Consider the following 25,348-nt stretch of genomic DNA (forward strand, 5'->3'; position numbering starts at 1 on the left):
TAGCAGCGCGCCAGCGGAGGGAGGAGCCAATGGCCCGCCATGTGAAATGGTTCGAGGATCTCCGTCGCGGCGATGTCGCCACCGTCGGCGGCAAGAACGCCTCGCTGGGCGAGATGGTCGCGGCGCTGGGCGGGCAGGGCATCAGGGTGCCCGGCGGCTTTGCCACCACCGCCGACGCCTTTCGCGCCTACATCACCCATAACTACCTTGACGCCCGCATCGCCGACACGCTGGCGGCACTCGACGCCCACCGGATCGACCTGCACGAGGCGGGCGCCACGATCCGCCGGATGATCCGCGAGGGCCACTGGCCCGACGACATCCTTGCCGCGATCCGCGACGCCTATGCCGAGCTGTCGCGCCGGGCAGGCGTGGACGCGGTGGCGGTCGCCGTGCGCAGTTCCGCCACCGCCGAGGATCTGCCCGATGCCAGCTTCGCCGGCCAGCAGGAAACCTATCTGAACGTCCGGGGCACCGAGGACCTGCTGGCGGCCTGCCGGCGCTGTTTCGCGTCGCTGTTCACCGACCGGGCGATCACCTATCGCCGCCTCAAGGGGTTCGATCACGACAAGGTCGCGCTGTCGATCGGGGTGCAGCGGATGGTGCGCTCGGATATCGGCGGCTCGGGCGTGATGTTCTCGCTCGATACCGAGACGGGCTATCCCGACCTCGTGCTGATCAACGCGGCCTGGGGGCTGGGCGAGAACGTGGTGCAGGGCGCCGTCACCCCCGACGAATACCAGGTCTACAAGCCCTTCCTTGACCGGCCGGGCCTCGTGCCGATCCTGGAGAAGGGGCTGGGGGCCAAGGAAAAGAAGATGATCTATGGCCGCGACGGGCAATCTACCCGGAACGTGCCGACCTCGAAGGCCGAGCGCGGCCGCTTCGTGCTGTCGGACGCCGAGATCCTCGATCTCGCCCGGATGGCCGTCACGATCGAGCGGCACTACGGGATGCCGATGGACATGGAATGGGCCCGCGACGGCGAGACGGGCGAGCTGTTCATCGTGCAGGCCCGCCCCGAAACCGTGCAGTCGCGCGCCGACGCGGCGGGCTTTCGCAGCTACAGCGTCCACGACAAGGGGCCGACGCTGCTGACCGGGCTTTCGGTGGGCGCGGCGGTCGCCGCGGGCCCGGTCTGCGTGATCGAAAGCGCCAGGGACATCGACCGCTTCGTCGACGGCGCGATCCTGGTCACCTCGATCACCGACCCCGACTGGGTCCCGATCATGAAGCGCGCCGCCGCCATCGTCACCGACCATGGCGGGCGCACCAGCCACGCCGCCATCGTCAGCCGCGAACTGGGCCTGCCCGCCATCGTCGGCACCGGCGACGCGACGCATTTGCTGCATGACGAGCAGGAGGTGACGGTCTCCTGCGCCGAGGGCGAGACGGGCTATGTCTACGCGGGCATCGCGCGCTATTCGGTCGAGGACATCGCGCTGTCGGACGTGCCCGAGACGCGGACGCGGGTGATGCTGAACATGGCCAACCCCGCCGCCGCGATCCGCTGGTGGCGGCTGCCGTCCGCGGGGGTCGGGCTCGCCCGGATGGAATTCGTCATCAACAACGCGATCAAGGCGCACCCGATGGCGCTGATCCACCCCGAACGGCTGGACGATGAGACCCGCGGGAAGATTGCGGAACTCACTTCGGGTTTCTCCGATAACCAAAAGTTCTTCATCGAGAAACTGGCGATGGGCCTGTCGCGGATCGCAGCGCCCGTCTATCCCGATCCGGTCATCGTGCGGATGAGCGACTTCAAGACCAACGAATATGCCGAGCTGCTGGGCGGGCGGGGCTTCGAGCCGAAGGAAGAGAACCCGATGATCGGCTTCCGCGGTGCATCCCGATACTATTCCGACGCCTACGCGCCGGGCTTCGCACTGGAATGTCAGGCGATCCGGCGGCTGCGCGACGGGATGGGATTCGACAACGTGATCGTGATGATCCCCTTCTGCCGCACCCCCGAAGAGGCCGACCGCGTTCTTGAAGTCATGGCCGCAAACGGTTTGAAACGCCGGGAAAAGGGCCTTCAGGTCTACGTGATGTGCGAGGTGCCCTCGAACGTCATCCTGGCCGAGGAGTTCGCGAAGCGCTTCGACGGCTTCTCGATCGGGTCGAACGACCTGACGCAGCTGACGCTGGGGGTCGACCGGGACTCGGCCGAGCTGGCCGCGCTGTTCGACGAACGCAACGCCGCCGTGCAGTGGATGATCCGCAGCGTGATCGAACGGGCGCACGCGGTCGGCTGCAAGGTCGGCTTCTGCGGTCAGGCGCCGTCGAACGACCCCGGCTTCGCGCGGCTGCTGGTCGGTTACGGCATCGACACGATCTCGGTCACGCCCGACAGCTTTCTCGCCGTCAAGCGCAACGTGGCCGAGGCCGAACGCATGACCTGAGCCCTTGAAGCCATGGGAGGAGGAGACATGGCGTTCGAGACGATCCGGAAACCCGAAGACATCCGCGCAAGTGCCGCGCTGAACGATGAAATCCGCGCCCGGTTCACGTGGGCGGACGCCCGCGCGATGCTGACCGGGCTGCCCGGCGGCAAGCTCAACATCGCGCACGAGGCGCTGGACCGGCACGTGGCCGCAGGCCACGGGGACGACCCCGCGATGACGTGGCTCGGCAGGGACGGGGCGCGGCGCGCCTTCACCTATGCCGACCTCGCGGGCCGGACCGCGCGGTTTGCCGATGTGCTGCGCGCCCACGGGCTGGCGCCGGGCGACCGGGTTTTCGGCCTGATGGGCCGCGAGCCCGACCTTGTCGTGGCGGCGCTGGGCACGCTGAAGGCGGGGATGGTGTTCTCGCCGCTGTTCTCGGCCTTCGGGCCGGAACCGATCCGGACGCGCATGGACATCGGCGGGGCCGCCGCGCTGGTCACGACCGAGGCGCTCTACCGGCGCAAGATCGCCGCGTGGCGGACCGACCTGCCCTCGCTGAAACTGGTGCTGATCGCGGGCGACGACGCCCCCGAGGGCTGCGTGGCGCTGGGCCCGGCGATGGCGGCCGCCTCGGACGATTTCGCCCCGGTCCCGATGGACCCCGAGGATCCCGCGCTGATCCACTTCACCTCGGGCACGACCGGAAAGCCCAAGGGCGCGGTCCATGTCCACGGCGCGGTCGCCTACCACGCCATGACCGGCAAGTACGCGCTCGAGATGCGGCCGGGCACGCGCTACTGGTGCACCGCCGATCCGGGCTGGGTCACGGGCACCTCCTACGGCATCATCGCGCCGCTGGCGAACCGGGTGCACATGACGCTGGTCGAGGAGGAATATGTCCTCGAAGTCTGGCTCTCGATACTGCAGGACGAGCGGATCGAGGTCTGGTACACCGCGCCGACCGCGATCCGGATGATGATGCGCGCGGGCGAGGATATCGCGCGGCCCTACGACCTGTCCGCGCTGCGGTTTCTGGCCAGCGTCGGCGAGCCGCTGAACCCCGAGGCGGTGGTCTGGGGCAACCGCGTCTTCGGCCGGCCGTTCCACGACAACTGGTGGCAGACCGAGACCGGCGGCATCGTTATCGCCAACACGCAAGCGATGGACATCAAGCCCGGATCCATGGGCAAGCCGCTGCCGGGGCAGGTGGCGGGGATCGTCGAACGCGACGGCGACGGCGTCCGCGAGTGCGCCGAAGGCGAGATCGGCGAACTCGCCTTGCGCCCCGGCTGGCCCTCGATGATGCGTGCCTACCTGCACGAGGAGGCGCGCTATGCGAAATGCTTCGCCGGCGGCTGGTACCTGACGGGCGACCTGGCGATGCGCGACGCGGACGGCTATTACTGGTTCGTGGGCCGGGCCGACGACCTGATCAAGACCTCGGGTCACCTGATCGGCCCCTTCGAGGTCGAAAGCGCGCTGATCGAGCACGAGGCGGTGGCCGAGGCCGCCGTGATCGGCCTGCCGGACGAGACCGCGGGCGAGGTGGTACGCGCCTATGTCTGCCTCAATCCCGGATTCGAACCGTCTGAAGACCTTGAGAAATCCATCCGCGGCCATGCGCGCGGGCGGCTTGGCCCCGCGGTCGCGCCGCGCGAGGTGGTGTTCCGCAAGACCCTGCCCAGGACGCGCTCGGGCAAGATCATGCGCCGGCTTCTCAAGGCGCGCGAGATGGGCCTGCCCGAGGGCGACATTTCCACGCTGGAGAGCGACGAGACATGACCGGCGACAAGCCCCACCTGACGCGCGCCCATGTGCTGGACCTGCTTCGCCACATGATCCGCATCCGCCGCTTCGAGGACCGCTGCGCGGAACTTTACACGCGCGAGAAGATCCGCGGCTTCCTGCATCTCTACGACGGGGAGGAGGCCGTCGCCTGCGGTGTCATCCCGGTTCTGGGGCCGGGCGACCGGATCGTGGCGACCTATCGCGAGCATGGCCACGCGCTGGCGCGCGGTGTGCCGATGGACGCGGTCATGGCCGAGATGTTCGGCAAGGCGACGGGCAGTTCCGGCGGGCGGGGCGGGTCGATGCACATCTTCGACGCGGGCCACAATTTCTACGGCGGCAATGCCATCGTCGGCGGCGGGCTGCCGCTGGCCGCGGGCCTCGCGCTCGCCGACCGGATGCGGGGCGCGCCCCACGTGACAGCCTGCTTCTTCGGCGAGGGGGCGGTCGCCGAGGGCGAGTTCCACGAATCGATGAACCTTGCGGCGCTCTGGGGCCTGCCGGTCCTTTTCGTCTGCGAGAACAACGGCTACGCCATGGGTTCGGCGCTGGCGCGCACCGAGGCGCAGACGCAGTTGACCGCCAAGGCCGAAAGCTACGGCATGGAGGCCCACCAGGTCGACGGCATGGACGTGGTCGCGGTCGAGGCCGCCACCCGGCAGGCGCTTGCCCGCATCCGCGAGACCGGCAAGCCGGTCTTCCTCGAGGCGAAAACCTACCGCTTCCGCGCCCATTCGATGTTCGACGCCCAGCTCTACCGCGACAAGGCCGAGGTTGAGGAATGGCGGCAGAAGGGGCCCATCGTCCGGTTCCAGGGCTGGCTCTTGCAGAACGGCCTGATCCACGAGGATGACGTCGCGGCCATCGAACAGGTGGCCGAGGCCGAGATCGACGCCGCCACAGCCTTTGCCGAGCAAAGCGCTTGGGAACCGGTCGAAAGCCTGACCCGCCACGTGATGGCCGAGGACCGCCCGCCGCCGCCACCCGCCGCCGAACCGTCGGGCAGGACCGTCACCATGACCTATCGGGAAGCGGTCAGACAGGGCATCCGCGACGCGCTGGCCCGCGATACCCGTGTGTTCCTGATGGGTGAGGACGTGGGCGCCTATGGCGGCTGCTATGCCGTGTCCAAGGGCCTGATGGCCGAGTTCGGCGAGGACCGCATCCGCGACACGCCGCTGTCGGAATCGGGCTTCACCGGCGCGGGTATCGGCGCGGCGGTGGCGGGGATGCGCCCCATCGTCGAGGTGATGACGGTGAACTTCTCGCTGCTCGCGCTCGACCAGATCCTGAACACCGCGGCCACGCTCCGGCACATGTCGGGCGGACAGTTCGGCTGTCCGGTCGTGATCCGCATGGCGACCGGCGCGGGCCGGCAACTGGCCGCGCAACATTCCCACTCGCTGGAAGGCTGGTTCGCCCATATCCCCGGCCTGCGCGTGCTGGCGCCCGCCACGATCGAGGACGCGCGCGGCATGCTCTGGACCGCGCTTCAGGACCCCGACCCGGTGCTGATCTTCGAGAACGTCATGCTCTACAACCGCGAGGGCGAGATCGACGAAGGGGCGGGGCCGGTCGGGATCGACCGCGCCGCGATCCGGCGGCCGGGCCGGGACGTCAGCCTCATCACCTATGGCGGGTCGCTCTGGAAGGTACTGGAGGCCGCCGAGGCGCTGGCCGCAGACGGGATCGAGGCCGAGGTGATCGATCTGCGCACCCTGCGCCCGCTGGACGAGGACACCATCGCGGAGAGCGTGAACCGCACCCGGCGCGCGGTGGTGGTGGACGAGGGCTGGCGCTCGGGCTCGCTTGCCGCCGAGGTGATCGCGCGGATCGCCGAACGCTGCTTCTGGTCGCTGGACGCGCCGCTGGCGCGCGTCTGCGCCGCCGAGGTGCCGATCCCTTACCCTGCGCATCTGGAAGCGGCCGCGATCCCCCAGGTGCCCGCCATCGTCGCCTCGGCCAAGGCCACGCTGGGGAGGTAGGCGGATGGGCGTCTTCACCATGCCGTCACTGGGTGCCGACATGGAGGCCGGCCGGCTGACCGAATGGCTGGTGGCGCCCGGCGAAACCGTGAAGCGGGGCGACATCGTCGCCGTGGTCGAGACCCAGAAGGGCGCGATCGAGATCGAAATCTTCGAGGAGGGCACGGTCGAGCGCCTCATGGCCGAGGTCGGCCAGAGCCTGCCCGTCGGCGCCCCGCTCGCCCTGATCCGCGGGGCGGGGGAGGCGGCCCCCGAGGCCCCGTCCGAACCGGCGGCCCCGGCATCCGCGCCCGCCGCGGCCCCCGATCCCGCGCGGCCCGGGCCGGCCTCGAAGGCCGTCCCCGCGACCGGCATCGCCGCGTCGCCGGCGGCGAAGGCGCTGGCCGCCGCGCGCGGCATCGACCTCGGCGCCCTGACCGGGACCGGGCCGGGCCGGGCCATCGTTCTGGCCGATGTCGAGGCCGCCGGGGCGAAACCGGCCGACCCGCGCGCGGAAATGCGCAAGGCCATCGCCGCGGCCATGGCGAAGTCCAAGCGCGAGATCCCGCATTACTACCTCTTCCACCGGATCGACCTGCAGGCCGCGACCGACTGGCTCGCCGCGACGAACGCCGCCCGCCCGCCCGAAGAGCGCCTGCTGATGGGCGCGCTGATCGCCCGGGCGACGGCCCTGGCGGCCCATGCCTCGGCCGGGGTGAACGGCCATTTCATCGCCGACGGCTTCCGACAGGCCGGGTCGGTCCATCTGGGCATCGCGGTGGCGCTCCGGGGTGGCGGGCTGATCGCCCCCGCGATCCGCGATGCGCACCTGCTGCCGCTCGACGCGATGATGGCGGCCCTGCGCGACATGGTCGCCCGCGCCCGCGCCGGGCGGCTCAGAAGCTCCGAACTGACCGATGGCACGATCACGCTCTCGAGCCTCGGCGAGACCGGGGTCGAGGCGATGGCGGGCATCATCTACCCGCCGCAGGTCGCGCTGGTCGCCGTCGGCGCGCCCACACCCGAACCGGTCGCACAGGGCAGGCAGGTCTCGGTCCGCCAGACCGTCACCGTCTCGCTCGCCGCCGATCACCGGGCCAGCGACGGGCGGATCGGCGCGAAATTCCTGGCCGGGATCGACCGGCACCTGCAACACCCGGAGGACCTATGACAGACGACGACATCCGCGCGGCCTATCTTGTCGCCCTCATCGACGTGGCGCCCGATCTCTCGGCCGACGGGATCGGCCCCGACGACCACCTGCAGGACGACCTCGACCTCGATTCGATGGACGTGCTGAACCTTGTGGCCGCGCTGCACAAGGCGCTGGGCGTCGATATCCCCGAGGCCGACTATCCGCAGATCGCCACGCTCGCCCTTGCCGTGCCCTATCTCGCGCGCCGCCTGGCCGCCTGATCCCGGCGCCTCGGCCTTCTTCTTGGCTTAAATACTCCACGCGCGGCGCGGTCCAACGCTGGACAAGCGGGGCGTCAGCCCCGCGTCGGTCGGGGGCGGGAGCGCCCGGGAGGCGCCGGAAGGTCTTTACGCCGGCGCGGCGACCGGGCACATCTTCGGCGATGCTGACCCAGATCGCCATCGGCACCCTGATCATCCTCGTGACGATCCTCGTCGCGGCCGCGGGCTTCTGGCTGGCCGAAACGGCGATCACGCGCGCCAACCCCTGGCTCGTCCGCCGTCCGCACGCGCCGAAACTGGTCGTGGTGCTGATCAGCGCGGTTCTGACCGTTCTGGGCGTGATGACGGTGTCGGTCTGGCTCTGGGCGCTGGCCTTCCTCTGGCTCGGCGTCTTTCCCGCGCTCGAACCCGCAGCCTATTTCTCGCTCGTGGTCTTCACCACGCTCGGCTTCGGCGACATCCTGCTGCCGGTGGACTGGCGCATCCTCGGCGGTATGGCGGCGGCGAACGGGCTGCTGAACATCGGGCTCTACACCGCCCTTCTGGTCGAGGCGCTGCGCCGGGTCCGCTCGGAACAGGTACGCGGCGTGGTGGACGAGCGCTGATCCCGCCCGCGGCCGACCGGGCCTCACGGGGAATTTTGCCGAAGGGGCCTTCGCGCAGCCGCCCGGGCTTGCCATAACGGCCGCAGACGCCACCAGGAGATCCGGCCCATGCGATCCATCATGTTCCCCGCCGCCCTCGGCCTTGCGCTGGCCGCCCCCGCGCTGGCCGATCCCGACCCCGCGGACTGGCCCTCCGTGCTGGCCGAGGCGCGGGGCCAGACGGTCTACTGGCATGCCTGGGGCGGAGCGACCGCCACCAACGACTTCATCCGCTGGGCGGGCGACGCGGTCGAGGACCGGTTCGGCGTGCGCGTCGAGCATGTGAAGCTCGCCGATACCGCCGACGCGGTCAGCCGGGTCCTGGCCGAGAAGACGGCGGGCCGGGACGCGGGCGGCGCGGTCGACCTGATCTGGATCAACGGCGCGAATTTCGCCGCGATGAAGCAGGCGGGCCTTCTGTTCGGGCCCTGGGCCGAGGACCTGCCGAACTGGGCCTTCGTCGATGTCGAGGGCAAGCCCGCCGTCACCGCCGATTTCACCGTGCCGACCGAGGGACTGGAGGCGCCCTGGGCGATGGCGCAGGTGGTGTTCTACCACGATACCGCCCGCCTGCCCGACCCGCCGCGGACCATGCCCGCCCTGCTCGACTGGGCAGCGGCGAACCCGGGCCGGTTCACCTATCCCCAGCCGCCCGATTTCCTCGGCACCACCTTCCTGAAACAAGCGCTTTACGGGCTGGTCGACGACCCGGCCGTCCTGCAGCAGCCCGCCGAGGCGGTCGATTACGCCGCCGTGACCGCGCCGCTCTGGGCGTTCCTCGATGACCTCACGCCGCATCTGTGGCGTCAGGGCCGGGCCTGGCCGCAGACGGGTCCCCGGCAATTGCAGTTGATGGCCGATGGCGAGATCGACCTCGCGATCTCGTTCTCCCCCGGCGAGGCGTCGACCGCCATCGCCAACGGGCAACTGCCCGATACGGTGCGGACCTATGTGCTGGACGGCGGCACGATCGGCAATGCCAGCTTCGTCGCGATCCCCTACAACGCCACGGCCAAGGCGGGCGCGATGGTGCTGGCCGATTTCCTGCTCTCGCCCGAGGCGCAGGCCCGCGCGCAGGATCCGGGCGTGCTGGGCTATGGCACGGTGCTGGCGATGGAGAAGCTGTCCCCGGAGGACCGGGCGCGGTTCGAGGCGCTGGAGCTTGGCATCGCCACGCTCTCGCCGGACCAGCTCGGTCCCGCGCTGCCCGAGCCGCACCCGTCCTGGATGACCCGGATCGAGGCGGACTGGCAGGCCCGGTTCGGCGTGGCCCGGTAGGGCCGCCATGCGCCCGCTGCGCGCCGCCCCTCTGCTGACGCTGCTGGTGATGCTGGGGCCGGTCGCGGCGGGGCTTCTGGGCACGCTGGCCCCGGCCCTGGGTCTGTTCCCGGCGCTGGGCGGCACGGGGCCGAGCCCGGCGCCGTTCGCGGCGCTGGCGGCCTGGCCCGGCCTGCCCGGGGCGGTGGGGCTGTCGGTGACGACGGGTCTCGCGGCGACGGTGCTTTCGCTGGTCCTCGTCACGCTGACCGTTGCGGGCTGGCAGGGCACCCGGGTGATGGCGGCGCTGGAACGCGCGCTCTCGCCGCTGCTGTCGGTGCCGCACGCCGCGGCGGCCTTCGGGCTGGCCTTCCTGATCGCGCCCTCGGGCTGGATCGCCCGCGGGCTCTCGCCCTGGGCGACCGGGTGGGAGCGGCCGCCGGACCTGTTGATCGTGCAGGATCCCTGGGGGCTGGCGATGGTGGCGGGGCTGGTCGCCAAGGAGGTGCCGTTCCTTCTGTTGATGACGCTGGCGGCCCTGCCGCAGGCCCAGCCCGCGCGGCGGCTGACCATCGCCCGCAGCCTCGGCTATGGCCGGGTGACGGGCTGGCTCAAGGCGGTGTTCCCTTCGGTCTATGCGCAGGTGCGGCTGCCGGTCTACGCCGTGCTGGCCTATTCGATGACGGTGGTGGACGTGGCGATCATCCTGGGCCCCGCGACGCCGCCGCCCCTGTCGGTGCAGGTGGTGCGCTGGATGGCCGATCCCGACTTGACGCTGCGGCTGCCGGCCGCGGCGGGGGCGGTGCTGCAACTGGGGCTGGTGCTGGCGGCGCTGGGGCTCTGGCGGCTGGGCGAGATCGGTGCGGGGCGGCTCGGCCGGGCCTGGGCCGAGGGCGGGGCGCGGCGCCATGGCGACGGCGTGGCGCGCGCCCTGGGCCTGGGGCTTGCCGCGCTGTCGGCGGGCGCGGTGATCGCGGGGCTGGCGGGGCTCGGGCTCTGGTCGGTGGCGGGGCTCTGGCCGTTTCCCGACGCGCTGCCGGCCGGGATGAGCCTGACAGGCTGGGCCCGGCACGCGCCCGGGCTGGCCGCGCCTGCCCTCGACACGGTCTGGATCGCGGGCGCGGCGACGGCGCTGGCGCTGGCGCTGGCGCTGGCCTGCCTGGAGGCCGAGCACCGCTTCGGGCTCAGCCCCGGCGCGCGCAGCCTGTGGCTGTTGTACCTGCCGCTGCTGGTGCCGCAGGTGGCGTTCCTGCCGGGGCTGCAGACCTTCGCGCTGGTGGCGGGGGTGGACGCCGGCATGGGGGCGGTGATCCTCGGCCACCTGGTCTTCGTGCTGCCCTATGTGTTCCTGTCGCTCGCCGCGCCCTGGCGGGCCTGGGATGCGCGGCATGCGACGGTCGCCGCCGCGCTGGGCGCGGGGCCGGGGGCGGTGTTCTGGCGGGTGCGGCTGCCGATGTTGCTGGCGCCGGTGCTGACCGCGGCGGCGGTCGGCTTTGCGGTTTCGGTCGGGCAGTACCTTCCGACGCTGCTGATCGGCGGCGGGCGGGTGCAGACGCTGACGACCGAGGCGGTGGCGCTGGCCTCGGGCGGGGACCGGCGGGCGATCGGGGTCGCGGCGCTGATGCAGACGGGCGTCGTGGTGGCAGGCTTTGCGCTGGCGCTGACGGTGCCGCGGCTGGCCTGGGCCAACCGGCGCGGGATGCGGGCGGCATGACCGGGGCGCTGCGCCTGGAGGGGCTGGCGATCTCCCGCCTCGGCGTGCCGCTGCTGGCGCTGGAGGCGGAGGTCGCGCCGGGCACGGTCCTCAGCGTGATGGGGCCGTCGGGGTCGGGCAAGTCCACGCTGCTGGCCGCGATCATGGGCACGCTGGCGCCCGGGTTCGCGCTGGCGGGGCGGGTGTGGCTGGACGGGGCCGACATCACCCGCCTGCCGCCCGAGGCGCGGCGGGTCGGCATCCTCTACCAGGAGGAACTGCTGTTCCCGCATCTGAGCGTCGGCGGCAACCTGGCCTTCGGCCTGCCGCGGACGGTGCGGGGGCGGGCGGCGCGGTTGGCGCGCGTGGCCGCGGCGCTGGCGGAGATCGGGATGGCGGGGTTCGAGGGGCGCGATCCGGCGACGCTGTCGGGCGGGCAGAAGGCGCGGGTCGCGCTGATGCGGATGCTGCTGGCCGAGCCGCGCGCGCTGTTGCTGGACGAGCCGTTCTCGCGGCTCGATGCCGGGCTCCGGGCGCAGGTGCGCGAGATGGTGTTCGAACGCGCCCGGGCAAGCGGGCTGCCGGTGCTTCTGGTGACCCATGACCCGGCCGATGCCGCCGCGGCGGGGGGCGCGGTGGTCGAGCTCGGGTAGGGGGGCGCTCCCGCCCCCGGCGCTGCGCGGGGCATTGCCCCGCTTGTCCGGGGTTGGGCGTGGCGCGGCCTTGCGGCCGCGCGGGGGTATTTCGGCCAAGAAGAAGGCCCGGAGCGCGGGGGTGGGGGGTATGGTTCGGGGGGCGCACGCGGGCGCGCGCGCGCCCCGCGCCCGGGCCTCAGGCGGCCAGGCGCGGGGCGGTCGTGCGGTTCTCGACCAGCGCGGCGTGGAGCGCGCGGATCGCGTCCTCCATCCGGTCGCGGGGCACGACGAACTGGGCGTCCACGTCGCGGGTGGTCTGCTGGACGGCGACGGGGTCGATCCCCGCGGCTTCGAGTGCCGCAAGCCCGCGCGCGAGCACCCGGAGGCCCGAGAGGTCGCGCCCGATGGCCGAGACCACGGCGAGGTTGCGCGCCTTCAGCGAGGCGGTCGGATAGCGCGCCGCGAGGTCGCGTTCGACCCGGCGCACCGATTTCAGCCCCGCATCCAGGTAATGGGTGATCGTGTTGGCATTCGAGGTCTTGGCGACGATCCGCACCCGGTGGCGCGTGAGCGCCTCGAGGATGGCGCTGTCATAGCCCTTCACCCCCACCATGTCCTGCTCGAAGAGCTCGAGCGCATAGACCCCAAGGCCCGTGACCATCTCGACCCGGGGCGCGCGCCCCTCGGCGTCGTCGATGAGCGTGCCCGGATCGTGCGGCTCGAACGCGTTGGTCACGCGCAGCGGGATGCCCGCCTGGCGCAGCATCTTGGCGGCCTTGGGGTGGACCGCCTCCATCCCCATGTTCGAGAGCTGGTCGGCCACGTCGTAGTTGGTGTGGCCGAGCTTCACGACATTGGCCGCGCCGACGATCTTGGGGTCTGCCGAGGACAGGTGGAACTCCTTGTGGATGATGGCCTCGGCCGCGCCGGTGAGCACCGCGATCTTCGAGAAGGTCACCTCGGAATAGCCGCGGTCGAATTCGGCCATCAGCCCCTCGGTGCATTGGGCATAGCCGGTGACGATGGGCATTTCGCGCGACAGGTCCACGTCGCGCAGCCCCTCGACGATGCGCTCTTCCAGGGTGCATTCACCCTCGTCGCGCCAGCCCGAGAGGTCGACGAAGCGCGCATCGACGCCCTTTCGCCGCAGGAGCGTCGCGGTGACGAAGGCGGACTGCGCCTCGCCCAGCCCCGAGAGCAGTTCGCGGATCACCGCCATGTGGCTCGACAGGCGGAAATGGCCGTAGGAGCACAGCCGCTGCAGGTCGATCAGGCAGGAGCGCGCGCCCTCGATGCGGTCGCGCACGAAATCGTCGGCGGCGGCCAGATCGCCGGGGTGGTCCAGCACCTGCGCATGGGCGGCGCGCATGGCGTCGGCGACGCGGTTCAGCGCATCCGACCAGCCCTGATCGTTGTCGGCATTCGAGAACAGCGCATAGACGCCCGGTTCGCCCGATTTCTTGTGTTCCAGCAGCAGGTTGGTGATGCCGGCGAAGGCCGAGACCACGAAGACGCGGTGATAGAGGTCGTCGCCCTTTCGGTCGCCGACAAACAGCGTGTCGCACAATTCATGGACGCGGCTCATCGAGGTGCCGCCGATCTTCTCGACGGTATGGGGATGCTTGGTCACTATCCTGTCGCCGCCCGGGTTGACCCCGGGAGCGCCCTTGTCTGGGAATGTCAGTCGGCGAGGGCAGGGGCGTAGGAGCCATCCTCGCGGTGCACCTCGGTCCCCGTGACGGGCGGGTTGAAGCAGCAGGCCATCACCAGATCCTCGTCGGCGCGGATCGCGTGGCGGTCGTGCTGGTCGAGGGCGTACATGACGCCGGGGCGGATCTCGAAGGTCTCGCCCGAGGCCAGATCCGTGATCGCGCCGTGCCCCGAGATGCAGTAGACGCTCTCGAAATGGTGCTTGTAGTGGAAGGTATGTTCCGAGCCCGCGGCCAGCGTGGTGATGTGGAACGAGAATCCCATCCCGTCATCGGCCAGCAGCATGCGGACAGAGGTCCATTGCGCATCCGAGACCGCACGGCTGGTGTCCTTGAGCTTGTGAAAGTCGCGTACGATCATGGGCCTACTCCGCCGCCATGCCGAAAGGGACAAGCGTCTCCACCGCCTGGTCGAGGATGTCGAGCCCGGCGCGGAACTCGTCCATCGGGATGGTCAGCGGCGCCAGCACCTTGACCACCTCGTCATGGGCGCCCGAGGTCTCGATGATCAGGCCGCGGCGGAAACATTCCGCGCAGATCCGGCCGGCCAGTTCGCCGCTGCCCACATCGACGCCCCGCATCATGCCGCGGCCCTTGATCCGGGCGCCCTCGATCCGGGCGGCGATGGCGTTCAGCCGTTCCTCGAGCACCTGGGATTTCAGCGCGATCTGGTTGCGCAGCGTATCGTCGGCCCAGAACTTTTCCAGCGCGACGCGGGCGGTCACGAAGGCATGGGTGTTGCCGCGGAAGGTGCCGTTATGCTCGGCCGGTTTCCAGATGTCGTGCTCGGGGCGGACCAGCACGCAGGCGAAGGGCAGCCCGAAGCCCGACAGCGACTTCGCCAGCGTCACCATGTCGGGTTCCACCCCCATGTGGTCGAAGCTGAAGAAGCTGCCGGTGCGGCCCATGCCCGCCTGGATGTCGTCGACGATCAGCAGCGCGCCCGTCTCGCGGGCGATCCGCGCGATGCCCTGCACCCATTCGCAGGAGGCCGCGTTCAGCCCGCCCTCGCCCTGTACCAGTTCCACGACGAAGGCCGCGGGCGGCTCGATCCCGGAGGAGGGGTTGGCGAGCAGGGTCTCGATCAGCTCCAGCGTTTCAACCTCGTCGCCCATGCTGTTCTCGTAGGGCAGGTGGGTGACGTCGGGCAGCGACACGCCGCCGCCCGCGCGCTTGCCCGCATTGCCGGTCAGTGCCAGCGCGCCCAGCGTCATGCCGTGAAAGCCGTTGGTGAAGGCCACCACGTTGCGCCGCCCGGTCACCTTGCGTGCCAGCTTGATCGCCGCCTCGACGGCGTTGGTGCCGGTGGGGCCGGTCATCATCACCCGGTGCTCCATCCCGCGCGGGCGCAGGATGTGATGTTCGAACGCGTCCAGGAACGCGGCCTTTTCCTCGGTATGCATGTCCAGCGCATGCGCGATTCCGTCGCGCTGGATGTGATCGACCAGCGCGGCCTTCATGTCGGGGTCGTTATGGCCATAGTTCAGCGACGAACAGCCGGACAGGAAGTCGATATAGGAATTGCCGTCGGCATCGGTCAGCGTCGCGCCCTCGGCGCGGGCAAAGCTGACGGGAAAGCTGCGGCAGTAGGACCGCACTTCGGATTCGCGTCGTTCATAGATGTCGGTCTCGGCTGTCGGAACAGTCGACATGGAAAATCCCTTTCGGTTCGTTTCGGCAAGCGGGCGAGGGCAGGGCGGGTCAGGCCGCCAGGCGCAGCGTCTCGGCCAGCCGGATGGTGACCATGTGCTCGGTGGCATGGCGGCCCTCGAAATGGTCCTCGCGCTTGTAATGCGGCTCGTCGGTCAGCCGCGCACCAAGGCGGCGGGCCAGCCCGCGGAACAGCCCCCACGAGGCGGCGTTGTCCGGCGTGATCGTGGTCTTCAGGCGCATCACGCCCGCGCAGGCCTCGCGGTCCAGCAGTTCGAACAGCATCTTGCGGCCCAGCCCGCGCCCGCGCGCGCGATCGGACACCGCGACCTGCCAGACGAACAGCGTCTCGGGGTCGGACGGCACCAGATAGGCCGAGATCCAGCCTACGACCTGGCCGTCGATCTCGGCCAGGATGCAGGTGTCACGGAAGTGATCGCACTGGATCAGGTTGCAGTAGAGCGAGTTCTCGTCCAGCGGCTTGCACGCGCGGATCAGCGCCCAGACCTCCGGGCCGTCCGCATCGGTCGGCATGCGAAAGGTGATGGGCGCGGTTCGGGCAAGCGGCGTCGCGTCGATGGTCTCGGCCATGGGATACTGTCCTCCGTTCACTTGAGCAACGATATATAGTTAGTCATCATAAATTTCAATAGCCGAAGCTGTTTTGCGAGCGTTGGCCGCAAGTGTGCGCTATAAAGCAATAAAAATATCAAAAATTCGCCGTGTAATAGGGGGATGATAGGGTGGGCGCGGCCCATATATGCTTCGTCTAACGAAGTTGAGTGGATGGCAAGTGCTTCGTCTTGCGAATTGTCCCCCCTTGCGCGCGGCGCGGATCGGTGAAATCGGTTCGTCAGATTGTGACAGGAGGCGCCTTGAAACGTTCGGATATCAGCCTGATCGCGTTGCGCCGCATCCTGCGCGCGACCGAGCTTTACGGCCGTGAACTGGCCCGGGCCGCGGGGCTGACCGCGGTGCAGATCCGCGTCCTGCAGATCGTCGCCGAGACGGGGCAAAGCACGCCCAAGGCGATCTCGGCGCGGATGGGCGTGTCGCAGCCCACGATGACGACGTTGATCGACCGGCTCGAATCCAAGGGCCTGGTCGAGCGGCGGCGGTCGGATTCCGACCGGCGGCAGATGAATATCTTCATCACCGAGGCCGGCCGCGAGGCGATCGACCGTGCGCCCGACCCGCTGCATGACCGCTATGTCGCGGCCTTCGAAGCGCTGCCGGACTGGGAGCAGGCGATGCTGGTCGCCGCGCTGGAGCGGGTGGCGGCGCTGCTGGATGCGGGCCATCTCGACGCCTCGCCGCTGCTCGATCTGGGCGACATCCGCCGCAACCCGCCATCGGGCTGAGCCCGGCGCGCCCGTTAACCGAGTTGGCCCCGGAATCGCGCTATCCCTTGCAGGCCCCCCGGCGCGGAACTAAGACTCAACTTGCGGGAGCCGGCCGGCCCCCACCCCCATCCTCTGAGGCAGGCGCACATGACCGATCCGATCGAGCATTACATGAACACCCTCGTGCCCATGGTGGTCGAGCAGACCTCGCGGGGCGAGCGGGCCTACGACATCTTCTCGCGGCTTCTGAAAGAGCGGATCATCTTCATCACCGGGCCGATCCATGACGGGATGTCGTCGCTGATCGTGGCGCAGCTGCTGCACCTCGAGGCCGAGAACCCGACCAAGGACATCTCGATGTACATCAACAGCCCCGGCGGCGTGGTGACGTCCGGCCTGTCGATCTACGACACGATGCAATACATCAAGCCCAAGGTCTCGACGCTGGTGGTGGGTCAGGCGGCGTCCATGGGCTCGCTGCTGCTGGCGGCGGGTGCGCCGGGGACGCGGTTCTCGCTGCCCAATTCGCGCATCATGGTGCACCAGCCCTCGGGCGGGTATCAGGGTCAGGCGACCGACATCATGATTCACGCCCAGGAAACGCAGAAGTTGAAAGACCGGCTCAATCAGATTTACGTGAAGCATACCGGGCAGGAGTTCCAGACGGTCGTCGACGCGCTTGAGCGTGACAACTTCATGGATGCCGAGGCGGCCAAGGCCTGGGGCTTGATCGACGAGATCGTCGAAAGCCGCAGCGCCGTGGAAAGCGCCAAGGCCTGACGCCGCGGGCGGGGCGACCCGCCCGGAATTTGGCGTTGTGCCTCAGGATGGACTGCCCTACGCTGTAGCATGGCGCGGGGCAGGGATTGCCGCCGTCCGGGCGGAATGGCCCGAATGGGCAGCGAGATGACCGCAGGGGACCGAGATGGCGACGACTTCAGGCAGCGACTCCAAGAACACGCTCTACTGCTCGTTCTGCGGCAAGAGCCAGCACGAGGTGCGCAAGCTGATCGCCGGCCCGACCGTGTTCATCTGTGACGAATGTGTCGAGCTGTGCATGGACATCATCCGCGAGGAAACGAAATCCTCCGGGCTGAAATCCACTGACGGCGTGCCCACGCCGCGCGACATCTGCGAGGTGCTGGACGATTACGTGATCGGCCAGATGCATGCCAAGCGGGTGCTGTCGGTCGCCGTCCACAACCACTACAAGCGGCTGAACCACGGCGCCAAGGCCGGCGATATCGAACTGGCGAAATCCAACATCCTGCTGATCGGCCCGACCGGCTGCGGCAAGACGCTGCTCGCCCAGACGCTGGCGCGCATCCTCGACGTGCCCTTCACCATGGCCGACGCCACGACCCTGACCGAGGCGGGCTATGTCGGCGAGGATGTCGAGAACATCATCCTGAAACTGCTTCAGGCCAGCGAATACAATGTCGAGCGCGCCCAGCGCGGCATCGTCTATATCGACGAAGTCGACAAGATCACCCGCAAGTCGGACAACCCCTCGATCACCCGCGACGTCTCGGGCGAGGGCGTGCAGCAGGCGCTGTTGAAGATCATGGAAGGCACGGTGGCCAGCGTGCCGCCGCAGGGTGGGCGCAAGCATCCGCAGCAGGAATTCCTGCAGGTGGATACCACCAACATCCTTTTCATCTGCGGCGGTGCCTTTGCAGGGCTGGAAAAGATCATCGCCCAGCGCGGCAAGGGCTCGGCCATCGGCTTCGGCGCCGATGTCAAGGAGAACGACAGCCGCGGCGTGGGCGAGATGTTCAAGGAACTCGAACCCGAGGATCTGCTGAAATTCGGCCTGATCCCCGAATTCGTCGGCCGCCTGCCGGTGATCGCCACGCTTCAGGACCTGGACGAGCCCGCGCTGGTGCAGATCCTGACCGAGCCCAAGAACGCGCTGGTCAAGCAGTACCAGCGCCTGTTCGAGCTTGAGGGCGTCAAGCTGACCTTCACCGAGGACGCGCTGTCCGCGATCGCCAAGCGCGCCATTGCGCGCAAGACCGGTGCGCGGGGACTTCGTTCGATCATGGAGGACATCCTGCTCGACACGATGTTCGACCTGCCCGGTCTCGACGGGGTCGAAGAGGTGGTGGTGAACGAAGAGGCCGTGACCTCGCCCGCCGCACCGCTGATGATCTATGCCGACCAGAAGAAGGGCGGCGCGACCGCGGGGTGATCGCATGGTGCGCCGCCTGATCTCGACCGGCTCGCCCTTCGAGGCGCGAATCGGCTACTCCCGCGCGGTGGTCTGCGACGGCTGGGTGTTCGTCGCGGGCACCACCGGCTACGATTATGCAACGATGACCATGCCCGAGCCCGTCGAGGCGCAATGCGCCAACGCGCTGGCCACCATCGCGGCGGCCCTGGCCGAGGCGGGGGCTTCGCTCGACGACGTGGTGCGTGTCCGTTACATCCTGCCCGATCCGGCCGACTGGCCTGCCTGCTGGCCCGTGGTATCGGCCGCCTTCGCGACGGCCCGGCCCGCAGCGACGATGCTGTCCGCCCGCTTGCAGGAACCGGAAATGAAGATCGAGATCGAGGTGACCGCCCGGTTGCCCTCGGCTGGGCAGGTCTAGCGGCGAACGCCGCGCACTGCTCGCAACGAGGTTTCCGCACCGTGGCGCGGGGGCCGCCCGCCGGACGACCGCTCGTGAACAGCCTCGTTCGGTAGTCGTCCTGGCCAGACTATTCCTGCATGTCACCGCGGCGCACGGTGCGGGCCCTGCCGCCCCGGTCCGGTGACCGGGGCGTGGGTCGGGGTCAGGCGAGCGCCTTGTTCAGGTTCTCGTCGACCTTTTCCAGGAAGCCCATCGTGGTCAGCCACTTCTGGTCGGGTCCGACCAGCAGCGCGAGGTCCTTGGTCATGAATCCCGTTTCCACGGTCTCGACCACCACACGCTCCAGCGTCTCGGCGAAATGCATCAGCCGGTCGTTGCCGTCCAGCTTGGCGCGGTGCTTGAGCCCGCCGGTCCAGGCGTAGATCGAGGCGATCGAGTTCGTCGAGGTCTCCTGCCCCTTCTGGTGCTGGCGGTAGTGGCGGGTGACGGTGCCATGCGCCGCCTCGGCCTCGACGGTCTTGCCGTCGGGTGTCATCAGGATCGAGGTCATCAGCCCGAGACTGCCGAAGCCCTGCGCCACGGTGTCGGACTGCACGTCGCCGTCATAGTTCTTGCAGGCCCAGACGAAACCGCCGTTCCACTTCATCGCGCAGGCGACCATGTCGTCGATCAGGCGATGTTCATAGGTGATCCCGGCCGCCTTGAACCTGTCCGCGAATTCCTCGTCGAACACCTTCTGGAACAGGATCATGAACTGGCCGTCATACTGTTTCAGGATGGTGTTCTTGGTCGACAGGTAGAGCGGCCAGCCCATGTTCAGCGCGTAGTTCATCGAGGCGCGGGCAAAGTCGATGATCGACTGGTCGAGGTTGTACATCCCCATGTAGATGCCCGATGAGGGCGCCTTGTAGACCTCTTCCTCGATCACCGTGCCGTCCTCGCCCACGAATTTCAGGCTGAGTGTGCCGGGGCCGGGGAAGCGGATGTCGGTGGCGCGATACTGGTCGCCGAAGGCGTGGCGGCCGATCACGATGGGCTGGGTCCAGCCGGGCACCAGGCGCGGGACGTTCTTGCAGATGATCGGCGCGCGGAACACCACGCCGCCCAGGATGTTGCGGATCGTGCCGTTGGGCGATTTCCACATCTTCTTGAGGCCGAATTCCTCGACCCGGGCCTCGTCGGGCGTGATCGTGGCGCATTTGACGCCGACGCCGACCTCCTTGATCTTCTCGGCCGCGTCGATGGTGATCTGGTCGTCGGTCCGGTCGCGCTCCTCGATGCCGAGGTCGTAATACAGAAGGTCGATGTCGAGATAGGGCAGGATCAGCTTCTTCTTGATGAAGTCCCAGATGATCCGGGTCATCTCGTCGCCGTCGAGTTCGACGACCGGGTTTTCGACTTTGATCTTCGTCATGGGCCCCTCGTTCAGGATTGCGGGAATCGCGCATCGAGCGGGTCATAGCCCATTTTCGCACGCTGGACCAGAGCGGTATGCGCTGGTATACATATTGCCGCGCCGCAGCGCCGGGGGACGTGTTCGCGGCCGAGACTGTCGCTGCCTTGGCATTTCCCGGCCGCGCGTGACCTCGGCATTTGCCGCCCCTGCGCGGCCGTGCCGGAATGGGTCTTTGGCGGTGCCGGGTGCAAGTGAAATCCGCAAGCGGGCCGGTGCATCTTTACCGTCCGGTAAGGCCGGTTCGGACAGATTGGCCGGGATGAAACGCGCGACCCTTTCGGATGCTGCCCTGCTGGGCCTGACGCTGCTGCTGACCGGCGCCACGGTGCCGCTGACCCTTGCCATGGCCGGGCCGGCCGCGGCGGGGCGGCCGGCACTGGTGGTGGTTCCGCCCTGGGGTGCGGGCGCGGCCGAGGTGATCGCGGCGGGCGGCGGCTACGAGATCGGCCCCCGGGTCGCACCGATCGCACGGTTCGCGGTCCTGGACCGGCCCGCCGCCGCGCGTGCCGCCGGGGCCTGGGCGGTGCTGGATGCGGGGGCGCTGCCGATCCTCTGCGGGTTCGAAAGGGACATTCGATGACCACCGATGATCTGACCGCCGAGCATGGCGTCTGCAAGCTGGCCGAACGCGTCCTGGTCTTCATGGTGCCGGTCCCGGTGATCGCGGCCGGGGTCGCGGGCAACGCGATGCTGCCGGTGCTGGTGCTTGCGGCGCTGCTGGGTGGGGCCGGGGTGATTGCCCGCCAGACCCGCAGCGCCTGGCGGCGCGAGGTGATTGCGACCGCGCTGATCGGCCAGTCGGCCCTGTTCACCGCCGCGCTTGCCGGGCATGCATGGCAGATCGACTCGCACATGATGTTCTTTGCGCTGCTCGCGGTGGTCTCGACGATGCGCAGCGTGCCAGCGCTGATCCTTGCCTGCGCGGTGACGGCGGTACATCACCTGTCGCTGAGTTTCCTGATGCCGGCACTGGTGTATCCGTCGGCCGATCTGGCGGCCAATCTTGCGCGCACGGTGCTGCACGGCGCGATCGTGGTGATCGAGGGCGCGATCCTGACCCTGTCGATGCTGCACGCACAGCGCCAGCGCGCCGCCCTGGTGACCAATCAGGCCGCCGCCGAAGCGCTGGCATGCGAGGCCGAGGCGGCCCGTCTGGCCGGGGAACGGGCGGGGGCGGATACGGACCTGGTCGTCGAGACGCTGAGCAAGGCGCTGGAACGGCTGGCGGCGGGCGACCTGCACTGCGCGATCGCCGCACCGCTGCCGGCTGCGCATGAGGCGCTGCGGCAGGATTTCAACACCGCGGTCGCCATGCTGTCGGACAGCCTCGGCGGCGCGGTGGCCGCGGCCGCCGATGTCCACCGCGAGGCGGCTGCCATCGCCGATGCGGCGGGCAATGTCGCGAGCCGCGTCGAGGGGCAGGCCCAGGACGTGACCGAGGTGGCCCGCGCGCTGAGCGATCTTGCCGCGTCGCTGTCGGAAACCGCCGATGGCGTGCATGAGGTCAGCGACGGTGCCGCGGCCGCGTCCCGCAACGCCGCAGAGGCGGCGACGGTGGTGCGCGACGCGATCGGCGCGATGGCATTGATCGAGACCAGTTCGGGCGAGATTTCCTCGATCATCCAGGTGATCGACGACATCTCGTTCCAGACAAGCCTGCTGGCGCTCAACGCCGGGATCGAGGCGGCGCGGGCGGGCGAGGCGGGCAAGAGCTTTGCCGTGGTCGCCTCGGAGGTGCGCGCGCTTGCCCAGAGTACCAGCAACGCCGCGCGAGACATCAAGACGCTGATCCAGACCTCGGCGGGTCATGTCGCCAACGGGGCGGACCTGGTGGCGCGGGCGGGCAGCGCGCTTGACGGGATCGGGGTCGAGATCGATCAGGCCAGCCATCGGGTGGCCACGATCAATCAGGCGGCGCGGGCGCAGTCGGAGGCACTGTCCGAGATGAACGGCACGGTGGCGCGCATCGACCAGAGCCTGCAGACCAACGCGGCGCTGGCCGAGGAGATGTCGGCCATGGGATCGCGCATGGCCCGGGGCGCGGGCGCGCTGAACGGCGCGCTGTCGGGGTTCGTCTTGCAGGGGGATGCGGCGCAGCCGCTGGCGCTGCGGGCGCGCGCCGTGGCGTGAAGCGCCCGCTGGCGGGCGGTGCGGCGGATGCGGCTAATCGGCGCGGCCGGCGTCGTCCGGCACCGGGCCGGGTGGGGCAGGATCCGGCGGCGGCAGGGCACGTGTTCCGCGCTTGCGCTCCATCACGACCCGGCCCCGGCCGAGCGCGCGGCGGATGCGCACCGCCGTCATGAAGGCTTCCTGGGTGGTGGGCGAGGACTCGCCGATCGCCTTGGACATCTCGTCGATCAGCCGCTCGTCATCAAGCTGCTCGGCCACCTCGATCGCCTCTCGGGCCAGCGCGTCGGCAAGATCGTCCAGCAGCGACATTTTCCCGTCCCCCGCTAGCGCGTGCCCTCGGTCAGGCGCCGCTTAACATAGGCGGTCACGTGATCGATCATCGTGCCCATGTGCGGATCCTGGAAGAAGTGATCCGCCCCCTCGATCTCGTCATGGGTGATGGTGATGCCCTTCTGCTCGTGCAGCTTGTCGACCAGCGCACGGGTGTCGGCAGGCGGCGCGACGCGGTCGGCGGTGCCGTGGATCACCAGCCCCGAGGACGGGCAGGGCGCCAGGAACGAGAAATCGTACATGTTGGCGGGCGGCGACACCGACACGAACCCGGTGATCTCGGGCCGCCGCATCAGCAGTTGCATGCCGATCCAGGCGCCGAAGGAAAAGCCTGCGACCCAGCAATGCTTGGCATTCTGGTTCATCGATTGCAGGTAGTCGAGCGCGGCCGCCGCATCCGACAGCTCGCCGATGCCCTGGTCGTATTCGCCCTGGGACCGCCCGACGCCGCGGAAGTTGAAGCGCAGCACCGTGAAGCCCATCCGGTGAAAGGCATAGTGCAGGTTGTAGACCACCCGGTTGTTCATCGTGCCGCCGAACTGCGGATGGGGGTGCAGCACGATCGCGATCGGGGCGTCCCGGTCCTTCTGCGGATGGTAGCGGCCTTCGAGACGGCCTTCGGGACCGGGAAAGATGACCTCGGGCATTTCGTTCTTCTCGTTTGCGGGGGCCCGCCATTCTTGACGCGAAGGGCCGGGCTTCATAAGGACAAAAACACCCGGCGGGCGCGGGCCCAGGGTGCATCCCGAGGTAATAGCCCGCCTGCGCTGCGTCAACCGTTTGCGGGAGGGCCCCGATGAAACTGAGCACCAAGGGCCGCTATGCGATGGTCGCGCTGGTCGACCTTTCGTTGCAGCGGGGCGACGATCTGGTCTCGCTGGCCGAGATATCGAAGCGCCAGGACATTTCGCTGCCCTATCTCGAGCAGTTGTTCGTCAAGCTGAGGCGTGCCGGGCTGGTGGAGTCGGTCCGCGGGCCCGGGGGCGGCTATCGCCTGGCGCGGCCGGCCTCGGAGATCCGGGTGGTGGATGTGCTGGGCGCCGTGGACGAGACGGTCAGCGCGATGCACAAGGGGGCGGGCGTGTCGGGCGGGCTGTCGGGAAGCCGGGCGCAGTCGCTGGCGAACCGGCTGTGGGAAAGCCTGTCGGCCCATGTCTACGTGTTCCTGCACCAGACGCGGCTGTCGGATGTGACGGCGAACGATCTTGCCCCCTGCCCGGCGGTGCCGGCGCTGTTCGAGGTGGTGGACGACGACTAGGGGGCGCTGCCCCCGTCCGCTGACGCGGACTCCCCCGGGATACTTGAGGCCAGAAGAAGGACAGGGCATGGGCGGGCGCGTCTATCTGGACTGGAACGCGACGGCACCGCTGAGGCCCGAGGCGCGCGCCGCGATGATCGCGGCGATGGATGTGGTGGGCAACCCGTCGAGCGTGCATGCCGAGGGGCGCGCGGCGCGGGCCATCGTCGAGCGCGCGCGGGCGCAGGTGGCCGCGGCACTGGGGGCCGAGGGGGCCGAGATCGTCTTTACCTCGGGGGCGAGCGAGGCGGCGGCGCTGGCCTGTGCCGGCCGCGGCCTTGAGGCGGGCGATATCGAGCATGATTCGGTCGCCGCCTGGGTGGACGCCTGCCTGCCGGTGGACAGCGCGGGCCAGGTGACGGTGCGCGATCCGGCGCGCACGGCGTTGCAGTTGGCCAATTCCGAGACCGGCGTGATCCAGGACCTGCCCGTGGGCCTCGCGGTCTGCGACATGACGCAAGCGTTCGGCAAGCTGCCGGTCGCCGTCAACTGGCTGGGCTGCGAGATGGCGCTGGTTTCGGCGCACAAGATCGGCGGGCCAAAGGGCATCGGTGCGCTGGTTCTGCGGCGCGGGACCGAGGTCGCGGCGCGAATCCGGGGTGGCGGGCAGGAACTCGGCCGGCGGGCCGGAACCGAGAACGTGGTGGGAATCGCGGGTTTCGGGGCGGCTGCGGAAGCGGCGCAGGCGGAAATTTCTGCTGGAAAATGGGTAGAAATCGAGCATCTTAGAAATATTCTAGAAAATACCGTTGTGGCTGGCGCAAATGAGACTATTTTTGTCGGGAAAGCTGCGCAAAGGTTGCCCAACACGTCGTGTTTCGCCACACCCGGGTGGAAGGGCGAGACGCAGGTGATGCAGATGGACCTGGCCGGGTTCGCGATTTCCGCGGGGTCGGCCTGTTCCTCGGGCAAGCTGCGTGCCAGCCGCGTGCTGCGGGCCATGGGGCTGGGCAAGGACGTGGCGGCCTCGGCGATCCGGGTCTCGCTTGGCCCGGGCACGACGGAGGAAGACGTGGCGCGCTTTGCCGAGGCCTGGCTTGCGGCGGCGGCGCGGGTCAGGGCCCGGGCGGGCTGAA

24 protein-coding genes are annotated in these 25,348 nt (G+C 69.3%); 17 read left to right on the forward strand and 7 right to left on the reverse strand.

Annotation, left to right across the window (positions count from 1 at the left end; translation table 11 throughout):
* Positions 1-29 precede the first annotated feature (29 nt).
* The 9 genes from ppsA to EV655_RS05920 all read left to right on the forward strand — a co-directional run bounded on the left by ppsA (position 30) and on the right by EV655_RS05920 (position 11,802).
* Positions 30-2,402, forward strand: coding sequence for a phosphoenolpyruvate synthase (gene ppsA, locus EV655_RS05880; protein ID WP_132542825.1), 2,373 nt, complete (start codon positions 30-32; stop codon positions 2,400-2,402).
* A gap of 27 nt (positions 2,403-2,429) precedes the next feature.
* Positions 2,430-4,169, forward strand: coding sequence for an acetate--CoA ligase (acsA, locus tag EV655_RS05885; RefSeq protein WP_132542827.1), 1,740 nt, complete (start codon positions 2,430-2,432; stop codon positions 4,167-4,169).
* Complete coding sequence (pdhA, locus tag EV655_RS05890) at positions 4,166-6,160, forward strand: pyruvate dehydrogenase (acetyl-transferring) E1 component subunit alpha (protein ID WP_132542829.1); 1,995 nt, start codon at positions 4,166-4,168, stop codon at positions 6,158-6,160. Before acsA ends, pdhA begins: the two co-directional genes overlap by 4 nt.
* 4 nt (positions 6,161-6,164) lie before the next feature.
* Positions 6,165-7,310, forward strand: coding sequence for a dihydrolipoamide acetyltransferase family protein (locus EV655_RS05895; protein ID WP_132542831.1), 1,146 nt, complete (start codon positions 6,165-6,167; stop codon positions 7,308-7,310).
* The gene (locus tag EV655_RS05900; protein ID WP_132542833.1) at positions 7,307-7,555 is read left to right on the forward strand and encodes a phosphopantetheine-binding protein; all 249 of its coding nucleotides are present in this window, start codon (positions 7,307-7,309) and stop codon (positions 7,553-7,555) included. Before EV655_RS05895 ends, EV655_RS05900 begins: the two co-directional genes overlap by 4 nt.
* A 161-nt stretch (positions 7,556-7,716) precedes the next feature.
* On the forward strand, positions 7,717-8,160 hold the full coding sequence (locus tag EV655_RS05905) for an ion channel (RefSeq protein ID WP_132542835.1): 444 nt from the start codon (positions 7,717-7,719) through the stop codon (positions 8,158-8,160).
* 108 nt (positions 8,161-8,268) lie between these two features.
* Positions 8,269-9,477: an ABC transporter substrate-binding protein gene (locus EV655_RS05910; RefSeq protein WP_132542837.1), complete on the forward strand. Its 1,209-nt coding sequence runs from the start codon at positions 8,269-8,271 to the stop codon at positions 9,475-9,477.
* A 7-nt stretch (positions 9,478-9,484) separates the two neighbouring features.
* Positions 9,485-11,170, forward strand: coding sequence for an ABC transporter permease (locus EV655_RS05915; RefSeq protein ID WP_132542838.1), 1,686 nt, complete (start codon positions 9,485-9,487; stop codon positions 11,168-11,170).
* On the forward strand, positions 11,167-11,802 hold the full coding sequence (locus tag EV655_RS05920) for an ATP-binding cassette domain-containing protein (RefSeq protein ID WP_132542840.1): 636 nt from the start codon (positions 11,167-11,169) through the stop codon (positions 11,800-11,802). The genes EV655_RS05915 and EV655_RS05920 overlap by 4 nt, the downstream gene beginning before the upstream one ends.
* A gap of 178 nt (positions 11,803-11,980) precedes the next feature.
* Here EV655_RS05920 and EV655_RS05925 read toward each other — a convergent pair whose 3' ends face one another.
* From EV655_RS05925 to ectA, 4 genes are read right to left on the reverse strand one after another with little or no spacing between them, the layout of a single operon-like run.
* Complete coding sequence (locus tag EV655_RS05925; RefSeq protein WP_132542842.1) at positions 11,981-13,414, reverse strand: aspartate kinase; 1,434 nt, start codon at positions 13,412-13,414, stop codon at positions 11,981-11,983.
* A gap of 50 nt (positions 13,415-13,464) precedes the next feature.
* Entirely contained in the window at positions 13,465-13,854 is a 390-nt protein-coding gene (locus tag EV655_RS05930) for an ectoine synthase (RefSeq protein WP_132542844.1), read from the reverse strand.
* A 4-nt stretch (positions 13,855-13,858) separates the two neighbouring features.
* Positions 13,859-15,145, reverse strand: a complete 1,287-nt coding sequence (ectB, locus tag EV655_RS05935; protein WP_132542846.1) for a diaminobutyrate--2-oxoglutarate transaminase — start codon at positions 15,143-15,145, stop codon at positions 13,859-13,861.
* Positions 15,146-15,194: 49 nt separating this feature from the next.
* Complete coding sequence (ectA, locus tag EV655_RS05940; protein WP_132542848.1) at positions 15,195-15,734, reverse strand: diaminobutyrate acetyltransferase; 540 nt, start codon at positions 15,732-15,734, stop codon at positions 15,195-15,197.
* A gap of 284 nt (positions 15,735-16,018) precedes the next feature.
* Here ectA and EV655_RS05945 point away from each other — a divergent pair, with 284 nt between their 5' ends.
* The 4 genes from EV655_RS05945 to EV655_RS05960 all read left to right on the forward strand — a co-directional run bounded on the left by EV655_RS05945 (position 16,019) and on the right by EV655_RS05960 (position 19,077).
* The gene (locus tag EV655_RS05945) at positions 16,019-16,504 is read left to right on the forward strand and encodes a MarR family winged helix-turn-helix transcriptional regulator (protein ID WP_132542850.1); all 486 of its coding nucleotides are present in this window, start codon (positions 16,019-16,021) and stop codon (positions 16,502-16,504) included.
* A 129-nt stretch (positions 16,505-16,633) separates the two neighbouring features.
* Positions 16,634-17,266 (forward strand): ATP-dependent Clp protease proteolytic subunit, encoded by a 633-nt coding sequence (locus EV655_RS05950; protein ID WP_132542852.1) that lies wholly within the window; start codon positions 16,634-16,636, stop codon positions 17,264-17,266.
* Positions 17,267-17,411: 145 nt separating this feature from the next.
* Positions 17,412-18,677: an ATP-dependent Clp protease ATP-binding subunit ClpX gene (clpX, locus tag EV655_RS05955; RefSeq protein WP_132542854.1), complete on the forward strand. Its 1,266-nt coding sequence runs from the start codon at positions 17,412-17,414 to the stop codon at positions 18,675-18,677.
* Between the two features lie 4 nt (positions 18,678-18,681).
* Positions 18,682-19,077, forward strand: a complete 396-nt coding sequence (locus EV655_RS05960; RefSeq protein ID WP_132542856.1) for a Rid family hydrolase — start codon at positions 18,682-18,684, stop codon at positions 19,075-19,077.
* Between the two features lie 184 nt (positions 19,078-19,261).
* Here EV655_RS05960 and EV655_RS05965 read toward each other — a convergent pair whose 3' ends face one another.
* The gene (locus tag EV655_RS05965; RefSeq protein ID WP_132542858.1) at positions 19,262-20,473 is read right to left on the reverse strand and encodes an NADP-dependent isocitrate dehydrogenase; all 1,212 of its coding nucleotides are present in this window, start codon (positions 20,471-20,473) and stop codon (positions 19,262-19,264) included.
* Positions 20,474-20,774: 301 nt separating this feature from the next.
* Between EV655_RS05965 and EV655_RS05970 the strand changes: the two genes are divergently transcribed.
* Together EV655_RS05970 and EV655_RS05975 are read left to right on the forward strand one after the other, a co-directional pair.
* On the forward strand, positions 20,775-21,095 hold the full coding sequence (locus EV655_RS05970) for a hypothetical protein (RefSeq protein ID WP_132542860.1): 321 nt from the start codon (positions 20,775-20,777) through the stop codon (positions 21,093-21,095).
* On the forward strand, positions 21,092-22,645 hold the full coding sequence (locus EV655_RS05975; protein ID WP_132542862.1) for a methyl-accepting chemotaxis protein: 1,554 nt from the start codon (positions 21,092-21,094) through the stop codon (positions 22,643-22,645). Before EV655_RS05970 ends, EV655_RS05975 begins: the two co-directional genes overlap by 4 nt.
* Before the next feature lie 33 nt (positions 22,646-22,678).
* Here the strand turns inward: EV655_RS05975 and EV655_RS05980 are convergent, their stop codons facing one another.
* Together EV655_RS05980 and EV655_RS05985 are read right to left on the reverse strand one after the other, a co-directional pair.
* Complete coding sequence (locus EV655_RS05980; protein ID WP_207901934.1) at positions 22,679-22,954, reverse strand: hypothetical protein; 276 nt, start codon at positions 22,952-22,954, stop codon at positions 22,679-22,681.
* A gap of 14 nt (positions 22,955-22,968) precedes the next feature.
* Positions 22,969-23,622, reverse strand: coding sequence for an alpha/beta hydrolase (locus EV655_RS05985; protein WP_132542864.1), 654 nt, complete (start codon positions 23,620-23,622; stop codon positions 22,969-22,971).
* A gap of 149 nt (positions 23,623-23,771) precedes the next feature.
* Here EV655_RS05985 and iscR point away from each other — a divergent pair, with 149 nt between their 5' ends.
* Positions 23,772-24,233: a Fe-S cluster assembly transcriptional regulator IscR gene (gene iscR / locus EV655_RS05990; RefSeq protein ID WP_132542866.1), complete on the forward strand. Its 462-nt coding sequence runs from the start codon at positions 23,772-23,774 to the stop codon at positions 24,231-24,233.
* A 67-nt stretch (positions 24,234-24,300) separates the two neighbouring features.
* A complete protein-coding gene (locus tag EV655_RS05995; protein WP_132542868.1) occupies positions 24,301-25,347 on the forward strand; it encodes a cysteine desulfurase family protein in 1,047 nt (348 codons plus the stop codon).
* The last annotated feature ends 1 nt before the right edge of the window (position 25,348 follow it).

Source organism: Rhodovulum euryhalinum (assembly GCF_004342445.1).
GTDB lineage: Bacteria > Pseudomonadota > Alphaproteobacteria > Rhodobacterales > Rhodobacteraceae > Rhodovulum > Rhodovulum euryhalinum.